This window comes from Rhodoferax sp. GT1R46 (assembly GCF_056521285.1).
In genome coordinates this window covers 1-14,624 of record NZ_JBWMBC010000007.1, presented here as the reverse complement: position 1 = coordinate 14,624, position 14,624 = coordinate 1, and the positions used below count along the sequence as shown (strand labels likewise).

The following is a 14,624-nucleotide window of genomic DNA, read 5'->3' as shown; positions in this document are numbered from 1 at the left end:
TCAAGGGGCGGGCCGCACGCTGACCTCGGCACTGGTTATTTTTTTCAAGCCATTTTCAGTATGCACCAGCAGGGCACCCGTCGCGTCCACTCCCCGGGCGACGCCCGTCAGGCCATCGCTGCACTGGACAGTTTTTCCATAAAAAACGTCACGGGCATGAAACGCGGCTCTGAGGGGCGCAAAGCCCTGCACTTCAAAACGCTGTATGGCCCGCACCAGAGCCGGAACCACGCACTCCAGCGCTGCTGGGGCGTCGAGGTCGGGCAGTAACTCGGACAAAGCCGCAGGCGGTGTGCTCAGCCCTTCCCCGTCCCTTGGAGCGATATTGATACCCACGCCGATAACAGCATAGCGCACATCCCCCACGCTGGCCGTCTCGATCAGGATTCCAGCCAGCTTGCGCTCCTGTAACCACACGTCGTTGGGCCATTTGAGTTGCAGTGCCGGGTGCAGGCTCTCCACCACCGACAGCCCCACCGCCAGCGACAGGCCGGACCAGTCGTCGGGCTTCAAGGGCAACCCCAATGAAAAAGTGAGCGAAGGCAATACCCCGGCCGCAAGCGGCACGTTTGTGCTGCTGTACCAGGTTCGTCCCATGCGGCCACGGCCCGCACTTTGGCGCTCCGCCGCCAGCAGCACGGGCTCCAGTTGTCCCGCACGGGCCCGGCGCATCAGTTCGGTATTGGTGGAGTCGATTTCAGGCAACACTTCCACGGTGAAATGCGGCAATAGAGGTGAGACTACCTCCCAGATCGCCTCAGCAGGCCAGCGAATCGCCATTTTCAGGCTTTGGTGCGGCGTTTGGGTGCCAGCAGGGTGCCGCGACAGGTCTTGGCACCACACCAGCAGGGGTACTCGGCCTTGAGCTTGGGCGTATAGCGCTCGTCGATGATCAAACCATAGTCGTAGTTGAGCTCTTCACCCGCCTTGATGTTGCGCAAGGCCTTGATGAACACGCGCCCGCCCTCTTCGTCAGCCTCGCAATTGGCATCACACGAATGGTTGATCCAGCGCGAGGAGTTGCCGCCGAACAGCGCATCAATCACGTGGTCTTCATCAATGTGGAAGTAAAACGTGTGATTCGGGTCCTTGGGGTCGTGCGGGTGGCGGCGCTGCGCTTCGGGCCAGCTGATGATTTCACCCACATACTCAATGATGGTTTCGCCCTCGGCGATATCCTGCACAGCAAAGACACCCTTGCCATGCACGCCCGAGCGCCGGGTCTGGATACGGCGTGAATCGGAAGCCTTGGGAGAAATTTCAGGTTTTTTGGCCACGGCTCAAAAATTTGGTATGGTGAATCGTATGGGCGCACATGTGTGCGCCTGCGTGTGTGTGAGCGCGCCCGCGCACACAGGTGTGTGCGCACGCGAGAACTGGATTGTAGTCAGATGAAAACACTGGTCATTGCCGAGAAGCCTTCCGTCGCACAAGACATCGTGCGCGCACTCACGCCCACCGCGGGCAAATTCGAGAAGCACGACGAGTACTTTGAGAGCGACACCTACGTCGTCTCCAGCGCCGTGGGTCACCTGGTCGAGATTCAGGCACCCGAAGAATTTGATGTCAAGCGTGGCAAGTGGAGCTTTGCCAACCTGCCGGTGATTCCGCCCCACTTTGACCTCAAGCCGGTAGACAAAACCAAGACCCGCCTGAACGCCGTGGTCAAACTGGCCAAGCGCAAGGATGTAGACAAAATCATCAACGCCTGCGATGCGGGCCGCGAGGGCGAGCTGATCTTCCGCCTGATCGAGCAGTACGCCGGTGGCGCCAAACCACTGGGCAAGCCGGTCTCGCGCCTGTGGCTGCAGTCCATGACCCCGCAGGCCATTCGTGATGGCTTTGGCGCCCTGCGCACCAATGCGCAGATGCAGCCGCTGGCCGATGCGGCGCGTTGCCGCTCCGAGGCCGACTGGCTGGTGGGCATCAACGGCACGCGCGCCATGACCGCCTTCAACTCGCGCGATGGCGGCTTCTTTCTGACCACCGTCGGCCGGGTGCAGACGCCCACGCTCTCGGTGGTGGTGGAGCGCGAAGAACAAATCCGCAAATTCATCAGCCGCGACTACTGGGAAATCCACGCCAGCTTTGGCGCGCAGGCCGGTGAGTACGCTGCCAAATGGTTCAACCCCCAGCACAAAAAGGATACCGAGGACGGCGAGAAAAAGGCCGATCGCGTCTGGACCCAGCGCGAAGCCCAGGCCATTGCCGACGCCGTGCGCGACCAGCTGGCCACGGTGACGGAAGAAAGCAAGCCCACATCGCAGGCGTCGCCCCTGTTGTTTGACCTCACCTCCTTGCAGCGTGAGGCCAACGGAAAATTCGGCTTCAGTGCCAAGACCACGCTGTCCATTGCGCAGAGCCTGTACGAGCGCCACAAGGCTCTGACCTACCCGCGTACCGACTCCCGCAATCTGCCCGAAGACTACGTTCCGGTGGTCAAGGAAACCTTGCAGATGCTGGCCGATAGTGGCATGAAGCACCTGGCACCGCACGCCGCCACCGCCATCAAGGGCGGCTACGTGAAGCCCACCAAACGCGTGTTTGACAATGCCAAGGTGAGTGATCACTTTGCCATCATCCCCACGCTGCAGGCGCCCAGCGGCCTGAGTGAAGCCGAGCAAAAGGTGTACGACCTGGTGGTTCGCCGCTTTCTGGCGGTGTTTTTCCCCAGCGCCGAGTACCAGGTCACTACACGAATCACGACGGCGGTGGGCCACAACTTCAAGACCGAAGGCAAGGTGCTGGTCAAGCCGGGTTGGCTGGCCATCTATGGAAAAGAAGCGGCGGACGAAGTCGCTGACGCCAAAGATGGCGACAAAGGCCAAAGCCTGGTCCCTGTGCAGCCCGGAGAAAAGGTCAAGACAGAAACCGTGGACGCCAAAGGCCTCAAAACCCGTCCACCGGCACGCTACTCGGAAGCCACGCTCCTGGGCGCCATGGAAGGTGCCGGCAAGACCGTAGAAGACGACGAATTGCGCGAAGCAATGCAGGAAAAAGGGCTGGGCACACCGGCCACCCGCGCCGCCACGATTGAGGGCCTGATTTCCGAGAAATACATGCTGCGCGAGGGCCGCGAACTGATACCCACCGCCAAGGCATTCCAGCTCATGACGCTGCTGCGCGGCTTGGGCGTGGAAGAGCTGTCCAAAGCCGAACTCACCGGCGAATGGGAGTACAAGCTCAACCAGATGGAGCACGGCAAACTGCGCCGCGAAACCTTCATGGCCGAGATCGCCTCCATGACCGAGCGCATGGTCAAGAAGGCCAAAGAGTACGACCGCGACACGATTCCCGGCGACTACGCCACACTGACTGCACCGTGCCCCAACTGTGGTGGCATCGTCAAGGAAAACTACCGGCGCTACACCTGCACGGGCAAGACCGGCACGGAAGAAGGCTGCGGCTTTTCATTCGGCAAAACGCCCGCCGGGCGCACCTTTGAAGTGGCCGAGGTGGAGCAGTTTCTGCGCGACAAGAAGATCGGTCCACTGGAGGGTTTTCGCTCCAAGGCTGGCTGGCCGTTCACGGCAGAGATGGTCATCAAGTTCGACGACGAGACCAAAAACTACAAACTCGAATTTGATTTTGGCGATGACAAGAAGGGCGAGGAAAGCGGCGAGATCATCGACTTCTCGGCCCAGGAATCGCTGGGTCCATGCCCCAAATGCGGCGCTGGAACGGGTAATGCCGCAGGCGGCATGGTGTTCGAGCACGGCAAGAACTATGTGTGCGACAAGTCGGTACCCACCCTGGCCCAGCCCACCCCCACATGCGACTTCAAAACTGGCCAGATCATCCTGCAGCAGCCGATTGAACGTGCGCAGATGGTCAAGCTGCTGGAGACCGGCAAGACCGACCTGCTGGACAAGTTTGTCAGCATGCGCACGCGTCGTGCTTTCAAGGCGATGCTGGCGTGGGACGCCGAGGCGGGCAAAGTGAATTTTGAGTTTGCACCGAGCAAGTTTCCGCCGCGCAAGACGGCGGCCAAGACGACCGCCGCTACAAAAACAGGAGCTACTCGCACAGCATCTACGGGGGCTGCAGCCAAGAAAGCACCCGCAAAGAAGGTTGCAGGTGCAAAAACCGCTGCGAAGGTCGCCCCCAAAACGGCCAAACCCAAAGTGCCGCGCAAAACCACTGCGGCCAGCGGCAAGCTGCCCAGCCCCGCGCTGGCGGCCGTCATTGGCGCAGACCCCATAGCGCGCCCCGCAGTGATCAAAGCACTATGGGACTACATCAAGGCCAATGGCTTGCAGGACGCCACCAACAAGCGCGCCATCAATGCGGATGCCAAATTGCTGGCTGTGTTTGGCAAGCCGCAGGTGACGATGTTTGAACTGGCGGGAATTGTGGGCAAGCACCTGAGCTAGGCGCCGATGTCACGCAAGGTGACTGTCGCCACCTGACAGCGGCGCGGTTTCGGCAAGACGCACCTCAAAGACTGCGCCTTCACCTTCCACGCTGGTCACGCTCAAGGTTCCGCCCAGTAAATTGACCACCGCGTTGTAGGCAATATTCAAACCCAGGCCGGTACCACCCCGGCCCATTTTCGTTGTGACAAAGGGATCGAAAATCCGCGGCACCAGTGCCGCGGGAATACCTTTGCCGTCATCCGCCACGCTCAGAACGATCGCGCCATCGGGAGCCCGCATCCCTGCCACGCGAATGACTCCATGCGCGCGTCCGTCAAAGCCATGCTGCACCGCGTTGTTGATCAGGTTGCCGAGCACTTGCCCCAGTGGTCCGGGGTAACTGTCCAGCCGCAACCCCGAGGACGCAACGTCCACCACAAGCCGGTAAGGTGTGCGTCGCAACGATGGCGCCAGACTGGTCACCATTTCATTCACGACTTCTGCCAATTCAAATGACCGTCGCTGCGAACTGGTCTGGTCGACCGCCACTTGCTTGAAACTGGAAACCAGGTCGGCTGCGCGCTGCAGGTTGCGGGTCGCAATGTCGGCGCCTTGCTCCACGGTGAGCAAAAAGCCTTCTAGCGCCGAGCGTTTCAGGCCCGCCTGCATTTGCGCCCTGAATTCACGCACCACATCGCCCATGGACGTAACGGCCAACAGGCCGTTGCCCAATGGCGTGTTGAGCTCGTGCGCCACGCCAGCCACCAACCCGCCCAGAGCGGCCATTTTTTCTGCACGCACCAGTTCAGCCTGGGTCTGCCGCAGGTTGACCACCGTGACAGAGAGCTCTTCATTGAGCGTCTCCAGGGCCTGGGTACGGCCGGCCACTCGGACTTCAAGTTCGGTGTTCAAGTCGCGCAACTCATTTTCAATGCGCCGAAGCTCTGTGATGTCCACCATGGCAACCACGCGCAGGCGGGCGCTGCCGACGCTGACCATCCGCGCGTAGATCTGGCCCAGAATGGGTGTGCCATTGCTATGAAGCAACCATGACTCACCCACCATCTTGGCACTGCCGCCGACGCTCACCAGCGAAGGCACTTCGCGAAGTTCCGCTCGCGATTCCGGCGATTGAAACAATCCAAGCTCAAGACCTGTATGTCCCAAAACCTCCGTCCGCTGTCTCCCGAACACATCGCACCAGGCGTCATTGACATCGAGATGCACATAGTGGTTGTTAGCATCCGTGACGGCCATGGGCACCGGAAACCCATTGAAAATGGCCAGATATTTTTGCTCCCGTTCCTGCAGTGCATCCGCCATCTGCCCAAGATCCGAGGACAGGTCATTGAACTCTACGATGGAGCCACGCGGCCATTGCCCCACCACCCCACCCCGGGTGATCTGACCGGCTCGCTCAACAATGTTCCGCAGGGGTTTGGTGAACCACGAAGCCCAGAACGGTGCCAACAGCAAGCCGACCAGCAAGGCGCCTAAAAACCCGACGCCCACAAATATCACGGCCCCTTGTATCTGTTTGCTACCCAGGCCCGCCGGGCTACCCGCAACAAAGTACCAGTCAAGCTTTTTTGAATGCGCAACCGCCGGGTAGTAATTGCCACCTTCGAAACGGAATTCGGCGGGCAGGGGTTGCCCCTTGATGGCAGCCTGCACAATGGGCTGGTTGAGCATATTGACGGTGCCCACGCTACGCCCTTCCTGGGTGTCCGCGACGATTTCGCCGGTGCGGTCCACCAGCCAGATACTGGAGCTGCGTTGACCGGCCGCCAATTCGAACGTGCTCAGCAAATAAGTGAGGGGCACCTCAGCCACCAAGATACCGCCATCATCCAGCGGCACGGCAAGCCCGACAGTGACCGCACCCGACAGTCCCGACAAGTACTTGTCGCTCCAGACAATCGCATGCTGCCCCCTTGAGGCTACGAAGAGCGGGTTGGCAGACAGGTCGCCACCAAGCGACTCCTCCCGGCGGGATCGCAAATCCGGCGCCAAGCCAGCCGCCCGCACAGTGCCAGCAGGTGAAACCAGGTAGATTGCCCGGAATGCGTGGCCATCACCGATGGCCCGGTCCAGTATTGCACTGGACTGGGCGGCTGATCCGGACATTTGCACCGCGTGCCCTACCAATACTATCTGGGACTCCAGCGCGCCCAGAAGAATTTCTACCCGTGCGGTCAGGTCGTGGGTCTCGCGCGCTATAGCCTCTTTGCTTTCCTGCTCCAGTTGCGGTATGCGTATCCACAACAGCAGACTGCCCACAGTGCCTACTGTCACCAGCGTGGTGACAACCATCAATGCAGACAGAACGGTTCGCAGCTGCCAGGACCGTTTGCCCGCTCCCATCATTTCACGAGGACAAAACGTCCAGCCCTGATTTCCGTGAAATAGACAAGCCGAGCGGTATCTCCAAACTGATCGAATTGGATGGGTTGCTGCAAACCTTCATAGGGACCGTACTTCAGCACAGCCGCCTTGAGCGTTTCGTCGCCGGTCTGGCGTGACATTGCCTGCATCAGCACGATCGCAGCGTCATATCCGTTGAGAGCGCTGTACACGGGTTCGCGTCCGAACCGGATTTGATAGGCATCATGAAACTGGCGGAAACGCTCCGAATGGTCGTCGCGGTTGAACGCTTGGGCAATCAACAGCCCCTCTACCGCCTGCCCTCCGAGTTCGATCAGCGCATCGCTGGTGGCCCATTCGGCGGCACTCTTGGGCAATCCAGGTGCGAGCTTGGCGGCCTGCTGCGACAGGCGCGCCACGTCCACCGTGTTGGTGATGAACAGCAGTCCATCAGGTTTGACTGCCAGCATCTTGCGAACGATTTCGCTCAATGGGGTCTCTGGTTGCGACTCGAAAGGCACTTTGGCAACCGTCCGCCCGCCAAGCGCCGCAAAGGCCAATTCGAACTCATTCAACCAGGACTCTGAATAGCTCCGGTTGCGCGTGTCATACGCCACTGACACCTGCTTTTGACCCCGCTTGAACAGTTGCTGTGCGTAGTCGCGCGCATTGTCGCGGGTCGTTCGATTGATCCGGACGAAGTAGTCGTCTTTGCCGACAAAGGCACCGCCGGTAACCGTGGGACTGACCATCACCAACCGGGCCTCGTTGGCAACCGGCACAACCACCGCCGCGATAGCGCTGATAAAGGGCCCTACAACCGCATCAACTTTGGCATCAACCAGGGTCTTGATGGCGACCCCCGCTTTCTCCGGGTTTTGACCGTCGTCCTGAATCAGGAGTTCGATCTTGCGACCGTTGATGCCGCCATTGGCGTTGCGCTGCTCGACTGCCAGCATCAGCCCGTTACGCCCACCTTCGCCGACGTCCGAGCCCCGATCGGACAAGCCGCCAATGAATCCGATGCGCACTGGTTTTTCGGGGCTGCAGCCGAGTAATGCAGCAAGCGCCAGCAGGGAAAACCAGAGTCGATTGTTCATGGCATCGGTCTCGCTGATGTTGCACCAACACGAGGGGGTTGGCGGTCAACTGTCGTGATTCTAGTGTGACGATGAACAAGCAACCGCAAGCCTGCTGAAAGCACTTCAACGTGGCCCATAATCCACCCATCTTTTCGCAGTGCCATGCATCCACACTCCATGCACAGAACCATCTTCGACACACCCATCATCAACACGCTGCTGCGAATCATTTCCCTGGTGTTTCTCAAGCTCGCAGGCTGGAAAGTCGAAGGCCAACTGCCCGCCGGATGTGAAAAAAGTGTGTTCATTGCCGCCCCCCACACGAGCAACTGGGATCTTCCCTACACGCTGATGGTGGCGTTTGCACTGCGGCTCAACGTGTACTGGATGGGAAAGACCCAGCTGTTCCAGCCGCCGTTTCGCGGCATCATGATGTGGCTGGGCGGAATCCCGGTGCGCCGGGAGGCGGCCAACAATCTGGTCACGGCTTCCGTTGAGGCCATCAAAGCCGCGACCGGTCCGCTGCAGCTTATCGTGCCCCCTGAAGGCACCCGTGGCAAAACCCGCTTCTGGAAAACCGGGTTTTATTACATCGCCATGGGGGCGCAAGTGCCCATCGTGATGGCCTATATGGACTACGACAAAAAGATCAGTGGTCTGGGCCCGGTGTTTCAGCCCACGGGCGACATTGAAGCCGACATGGCGGCCATCAAAGCCTTTTACGCGCCTTTCAAGGGCAAAAACGCGGACCAGTTTCACGCCGAGTAAGGGCGAAAAAAAGCCCATGCTGACTGGCAGCATGGACTGGGCGCCTGGGGTGCCTGTCAGCGCTTACTTGGCGACTACGCGCACCATCTCCAGGCACTTGTTCGAGTAGCCCCACTCGTTGTCGTACCAGCTGATCAGCTTCACAAACGTGCCGTCCAGCGCAATCGATGCATCGGCATCAAAGATGGAGGTACGGGTGTCACCGCGGAAGTCGGTGGCGACCACTTTGTCTTCGGTGTAACCCAGCACGCCCTTCATGGCGCCTTCGGACTGCGCCTTGATCTCGGCGCAAATTTCAGCCAGGGTGGCCGAGGTGTTCAGCTCCACGGTCAGGTCAACCACCGACACGTCGCTGGTGGGCACGCGGAAAGACATGCCGGTGAGCTTTTTGTTCAGTTCGGGAATGACCACGCCCACGGCCTTGGCCGCGCCCGTGCTGGAGGGGATGATGTTTTCCAGAATGCCGCGGCCACCGCGCCAGTCTTTGTTGGAAGGGCCGTCCACCGTCTTCTGCGTGGCAGTAGCAGCGTGCACGGTGGTCATCAGGCCGCGCTTGATACCAAACTTGTCGTTGATGACCTTGGCCAAGGGTGCCAGGCAGTTGGTGGTGCAGCTGGCGTTGCTGATGATGGCTTCGCCTTTGTAGGTGGCGTGGTTCACCCCATAGACAAACATGGGAGTGTCGTCTTTGGAGGGGGCCGAGAAGATGACCTTCTTGGCACCGGCTGCCAGGTGTTTCTCACCACCCGCCTTGTCCAGGAAGATGCCGGTGGCTTCGATCACGATGTCGGCACCGACTTCGTTCCATTTCAGGTTGGCGGGGTCACGCTCTTGCGTCAAACGGATTTTCTTGCCATTGACGATGAGGGTGTTGCCATCGACCGAGACCTCGCCCTTGAAGCGGCCGTGCACGCTGTCGTATTGCAGCATGTAGGCCAGGTAATGGGGCTCCAGCAGGTCGTTGATGGCCACGACTTCGATGTCGCTGAAGTTTTGCAGGGCGGAGCGCAAAACGTTGCGTCCAATGCGGCCGAAGCCGTTGATGCCGATTTTGATAGTCATGGTAATTTCCTATAAAAAAACTGAACTGCGAATGAACCTGAATCGGTGGATTACTTCTTTGCCAGAACGGTCAGCACCGTATCGGCCACATTCTCGGGCGTGAAACCAAAGTGCTTGAACAACACCGGTGCGGGAGCGGACTCGCCATAGGTGTCGATGCCCACAACGGCGGCACAGCCGTATTTCCACCAGCCGTCGCTGACACCCATCTCCACGGCAATGCGGGGAACACCGGCAGGCAGAACCGCCGCTTTGTACGCTTCGGTTTGTTTGTCAAATGTGGTGTTGCTTGGCATGGAGACTACGCGAACCGCTATCTTCCGGGTAGCAAGAATTTCCTGCGCCTTGAGCGCCAGCTGCACCTCGGAACCGGTGGCAATGATGACGGCTTGCGCCTTTTTCTTCATGCCTACTTCAGAAGGATCTGCCAGCACATACGCGCCTTTGCTGATGGCGTCCAGACCGCATGCGTCGGGCGCCGCAGCGGACTCGGCCTTGGGTGCATAGCTGATGTTCTGGCGGGAGAGGAGCAGCGCGGTCGGTTTGCTCTTGTTTTGCAGGGCGACTGTCCAGGCCACAGCGGTTTCCGCCGTGTCACCCGGACGCCACACGTCCAGATTCGGAATCAAACGCAGGGATGCGGCATGCTCGATGGATTGGTGCGTGGGGCCGTCTTCACCCAGACCAATGCTGTCGTGGGTGAACACATGGATCACGCGCAGCTTCATGAGTGCCGCCATGCGGATGGCGTTGCGGCTGTAGTCACTGAAGGTGAGGAAGGTGCCGCCGTAAGGAATGAAGCCGCCATGCAGCGCCACGCCATTCATGATAGCAGCCATGCCGAACTCGCGCACGCCGTAATTGATGTGGCGGCCGCCCTGGCCTTCCGCGGTCTTGACGACTGCGCCCTGCATGTCAAAGCGCAGGTTGGGCGTGCTCTTGGTGTTGGTGAGGTTGGAGCCGGTCAGGTCGGCAGAGCCGCCGAGCAACTCGGGCAGGGCGGCGGTGAAGGATTCCAGTGCCAACTGCGAGGCCTTGCGCGAAGCCACCGTTTCCGCCTTGGTGTGCGCGGCAATTACGGTGTCCACTGCAGTCTGCACAAAGTTCCTGGGCAACTCGCCCTTCATGCGGCGCAGCAGCTCTTTGGCTTGCGCAGGGAAGGCTGCTTTGTAAGCGGCGAATTTGTCGTTCCATGCCTTCTCGGTGGCCTGGCCTACGGCCTTGGCATCCCAATCCGCGTACACCTCTTTGGGCACCACAAACGGCGCGTGGTTCCAGCCGATGGCTGCTCGGGTGAGTGCGATTTCCTCCGCGCCCAAAGGCTCGCCGTGGGCCTTGGCCGTGTTGGCGCGATTGGGGGAGCCAAAACCGATGGCAGTCTTGCAAATGATGAGCGTAGGTCGGTCGACCGTCTTTTTGGCTTCGGCAATGGCATCGCTCACAGCTTGTGCATCGTTACCGTTGACCGGGCCGATCACGTTCCAGCCGTAGGCCACAAAGCGCTGTGCGGTATTGTCGATGAACCAGGGTGCGACTTGGCCGTCGATGGAGATGCCGTTGTCGTCATACAGGGCAATGAGTTTGCCCAGCTTCCAGGCGCCTGCGAGTGCGGCAGCTTCGTGGCTGATGCCTTCCATCAGGCAGCCGTCACCCATGAACACATAGGTGTGGTGGTCCACGATGGTGTGCTCCACATCGCCGTCCTTGCGGTTGAACTCGCTGGCGAGCAGCTTCTCGGCCAGCGCCATGCCCACGGCATTGGTCAGGCCCTGACCCAAGGGGCCGGTGGTGGTTTCTACGCCAGGGGTCACGCCCACTTCCGGATGACCGGCGGTCTTGCTGTGCAACTGGCGAAAGTTTTTCAGTTCGCTCATGGGCAGTTTGTAGCCAGTGAGGTGCAACAGTGCGTAAATCAGCATGGAGCCGTGGCCGTTGGACAGCACAAAGCGGTCACGGTTCACCCAGTGGGGGTTGCTGGGGTTGTGGCTCAGGTGCTGACCCCAGAGGGCCACCGCCATGTCGGCCATGCCCATGGGGGCGCCGGGGTGGCCGGAGTTGGCTGCCTGCACGGCATCCATCGAAAGCGCGCGAATGGCACTTGCCATCTGTTGTGTGTTGTGGTTGGTGGCCATGGGGCGAGCGACTCCGGGTAAGGTGGGGCGGGGGTAAACCCGGTATTTTACCGGGGGTATGACAAGGGCCTTCTGGACCCGGTCTGAACTACAGCAATGCGTCGTGCAGTGCAACGAATTCTTGCGTGAGTTTGTGGCCAGGGTCCAGAAAAATCATGGGCAAGCTTTGCTCGTGCGACTCGCGAATCCGCACCGATGAACCCAGATACGGCTGCAACACCGGCAGGCCTTCGTCAATCAACTCCTGCACCATGCGCTGGGGCAGGTTGGCGCGGGCCTGGAACTGGTTAACAACGATGCCTTCCACGCGCAATTCAGAGTTGTGGTCGGCCTTGATTTCTTCGACGTTCTGCAGCAGGGTGTAGAGCGCACGGCGTGAAAAATCGTCGCAGTCAAACGGAATCAGGCAACCACGCGCCGCAATGAGGGCACAGCGCGTGTAGAAGTTGAGTGCGGGTGGCGTGTCTATGTAAATCTGGTCGTAGTCTTCCGCCAAAAGATCCAGCGCGTCGCGCAGCTTGTAGATTTTGTGGCGCGATTCCAGTTTGCCATGCAACTCGTCCAGCAAGGGGCTTGACGGCATCACGTCCAGCCCCTCCCACTGGGTGTGCACGATGTACTCGCTGGCGGATTTGTCACGGATGGTGAACTTCAGACTCTGCTCAAAAAACTCGGCCACATTGGGCAAGTCATCCGGCATGTCGCCGCCCAGCAGATACCGGGTAGAGTTGCCTTGCGAATCCAGGTCAATCACCAGCGTACGCAGCCCTTGCCAGGCACTGATGGCGGCCAGATTGCAGGTGATGGTGGACTTGCCAACACCCCCTTTTTGATTGAAGACGACGTGCTGCATGGGGTGGGCCCTGGTGAAATGGAATGGTGAGAGTGGGGTAACCGATTGACAGGGAGTTTACGTGCTCGGTTTTCCAGCGGCCTGACCCGCAGCATGCCCGGCAGTGAACGCCTCCTCAAACACCGAATACCCCGCCCAGTCGCTGTGCGCAAAGGCCAGGCGCTCCCACTGCACCACGGGGCGAGAGGGATATTGCTCTGCTTTTGATAGCTGTTTGCGCATATTCCACGGGGACCTAAGGCCGATTTGACCATGGGTCTGCGGCACCGGTGTCGCCATGGCATGGCCGTAGCGCGTGATGTCAATCTGGCGGGTCTTCGTGGAGAGATCGGGATGCGCGACCGACAGGTCCGCCAGTATTTCGTCGCGCCAGGCGGCCCAGGGTTTGTCCAGCAACTGCTTGCGCCCATCCGGCAAATCGCCCAAGGCCCGGTAGTGGGTCAGCACAGTGGCACCGGGCACGCTCTGCAGGCTTTGGTGCATGGCGTCCACATAGCCCAGGCCTCCCGAACTGCTTGCACCGCTGTACACCACGTTGTCCCAGCTGGGGGCTGGGCCGGGGCGGTCGTGCAGTGGCTCGGCAATGTGGATATTGGCTACCAGCCAGGGGGCATAGACCACGCGCTGGCGGGCCTGGCGCAGGAAGTCTGGCGCGTTTTGCAGGACACGGGCAGCCACGAAAACGGGTAGCGCAACGATGACCCGTTGGGCCTGCCAGCGCTCCAGCGTTTGGGTGGCGGTGTTGAAGGCATCTACTTCCACACCACTTCGGGTCTGGGCAATGCGCACCACGACACGACCGGTGTGCAGGCGCTCGCCCAGGGGCGTAGCCAGACGGCGCGTCAGCCACGCGTTGCCCTCGGGCCAGGTGAGCACGCTGTCGCGTTCGGCACTCTCGGTGCCCGGCGCGTGGAAGCCATGTCGGCTGGCAAAATAATGGATGCCCGCCCACGCCGACACAGTGGCAATGCCCGCACCGTAGTCGTCACGGCAGCAGTAATTCAGGTACCAGCGCAGATGCGGGTCCGTCAGGCCGTTTTGATCGAGGTATGCTATGAAAGTAATAGCTGCTAGCGCAGACTGCACGGGGGCTAGCGACCTGTTTTGCACTGGAATGGTCCAGCGCGCAGCACCTCGGGCCTGATCCACCAGCAGCGCAAACTTCTGGTAATGCGCCAAAGTTGCCGGGCCCACCTCCCGCACGGGCAGCAACCCCTCTTGCCATTCACCGTTAAAAAACAGGCGCTCCTGCGGGCTGTGGCAGAGGTGGCGCTCGTCATATTGCCAGCGACCCGCCACACGGGTGCGCAATCCCAGTTCCTCCAGCAAGTCTTGCACTTCGGGAGCGTCGTCACCCGGGACCGGCAGGTAGTGGGCGCCCAGCGGGCAAGGGATACCCGCTACCGAGCCACCCCGGCTGTTGCCACCCGCAGAGTCTTCCAATTCCAGAAGGGCATAGTCGTCAATGCCCTTCAAACGCAAGGCCCGCGCTGCGGCCAGGCCGGCCACTCCACCACCAGCGATGAGAACTTGGGTTTTATGAGTTTTCGTGGGCGCGGGCCATGACGCACCATCGCGCAACAAATGCCCCCGTGTGTGGTTGATACCGGTAAAGCCACCGGCGATGTGCGACGCTTGGTCCGCCGGCTGGCAGCCCGCGTTTGTGAGGGCGGCACCCGCACCAGTAACCAGAAAATGGCGGCGGTTGAGCACGGTGGTAATGGGGGTGTTGCAGACGGAAAAGTTCAGCAAGGCTATCAGATTGCCCGCATGCAAAAAGGGCGCGGTGTCCACGACACCGCGCCCTTTTGCCAGGTTACCCAGGAATTAATTCGCAGATTTTGCCGCGTATTTGGCGGGGAACAGCGTGCTGAGCTTTTGGCCGGTAGCGGGCTCGATCACATCACCGCTGTTGCCAGCGCGCTGTGCCTGAGCCATCTCGGTGCTCACTTGCGAGCGGGTTTTGCCGGATGCCACTGCGCTATTGGAGTAGAGCGCGGGGAACAAT

General features: G+C 60.3%; 11 protein-coding genes. 2 read left to right on the top strand and 9 right to left on the bottom strand.

The window, feature by feature from the left end; translation table 11 throughout:
• Together AC097W_RS15055 and AC097W_RS15050 are read right to left on the bottom strand one after the other, a co-directional pair.
• A complete protein-coding gene (locus AC097W_RS15055; RefSeq protein ID WP_479603438.1) occupies positions 1-780 on the bottom strand; it encodes a biotin--[acetyl-CoA-carboxylase] ligase in 780 nt (259 codons plus the stop codon).
• A 2-nt stretch (positions 781-782) separates the two neighbouring features.
• Complete coding sequence (locus AC097W_RS15050; protein WP_479603437.1) at positions 783-1,277, bottom strand: SET domain-containing protein; 495 nt, start codon at positions 1,275-1,277, stop codon at positions 783-785.
• A gap of 114 nt (positions 1,278-1,391) precedes the next feature.
• On the opposite strand from AC097W_RS15050, the gene AC097W_RS15045 reads away from it, so the two are divergent.
• Positions 1,392-4,373, top strand: coding sequence for a DNA topoisomerase III (locus tag AC097W_RS15045; protein ID WP_479603436.1), 2,982 nt, complete (start codon positions 1,392-1,394; stop codon positions 4,371-4,373).
• Positions 4,374-4,382: 9 nt separating this feature from the next.
• Here AC097W_RS15045 and AC097W_RS15040 read toward each other — a convergent pair whose 3' ends face one another.
• The gene (locus tag AC097W_RS15040; protein WP_479603646.1) at positions 4,383-6,668 is read right to left on the bottom strand and encodes an ATP-binding protein; all 2,286 of its coding nucleotides are present in this window, start codon (positions 6,666-6,668) and stop codon (positions 4,383-4,385) included.
• Between the two features lie 50 nt (positions 6,669-6,718).
• Positions 6,719-7,819 (bottom strand): ABC transporter substrate-binding protein, encoded by a 1,101-nt coding sequence (locus AC097W_RS15035; RefSeq protein ID WP_479603435.1) that lies wholly within the window; start codon positions 7,817-7,819, stop codon positions 6,719-6,721.
• A gap of 159 nt (positions 7,820-7,978) precedes the next feature.
• On the opposite strand from AC097W_RS15035, the gene AC097W_RS15030 reads away from it, so the two are divergent.
• Positions 7,979-8,569: a lysophospholipid acyltransferase family protein gene (locus AC097W_RS15030; protein WP_479603434.1), complete on the top strand. Its 591-nt coding sequence runs from the start codon at positions 7,979-7,981 to the stop codon at positions 8,567-8,569.
• Positions 8,570-8,632: 63 nt separating this feature from the next.
• On the opposite strand, the gene gap is transcribed toward AC097W_RS15030, so the two are convergent.
• The 5 genes from gap to AC097W_RS15005 form a co-directional block, all read right to left on the bottom strand.
• Complete coding sequence (gap, locus tag AC097W_RS15025) at positions 8,633-9,631, bottom strand: type I glyceraldehyde-3-phosphate dehydrogenase (RefSeq protein WP_479603433.1); 999 nt, start codon at positions 9,629-9,631, stop codon at positions 8,633-8,635.
• Between the two features lie 50 nt (positions 9,632-9,681).
• The gene (tkt, locus tag AC097W_RS15020; RefSeq protein WP_479603432.1) at positions 9,682-11,763 is read right to left on the bottom strand and encodes a transketolase; all 2,082 of its coding nucleotides are present in this window, start codon (positions 11,761-11,763) and stop codon (positions 9,682-9,684) included.
• Positions 11,764-11,851: 88 nt separating this feature from the next.
• Entirely contained in the window at positions 11,852-12,616 is a 765-nt protein-coding gene (locus AC097W_RS15015) for a ParA family protein (protein WP_479603431.1), read from the bottom strand.
• 57 nt (positions 12,617-12,673) lie between these two features.
• Positions 12,674-14,329 (bottom strand): FAD-dependent oxidoreductase, encoded by a 1,656-nt coding sequence (locus AC097W_RS15010; RefSeq protein WP_479603645.1) that lies wholly within the window; start codon positions 14,327-14,329, stop codon positions 12,674-12,676.
• A 114-nt stretch (positions 14,330-14,443) separates the two neighbouring features.
• The coding region (locus AC097W_RS15005; RefSeq protein ID WP_479603430.1) for a hypothetical protein at positions 14,444-14,624 on the bottom strand (181 nt) is incomplete at its 5' end.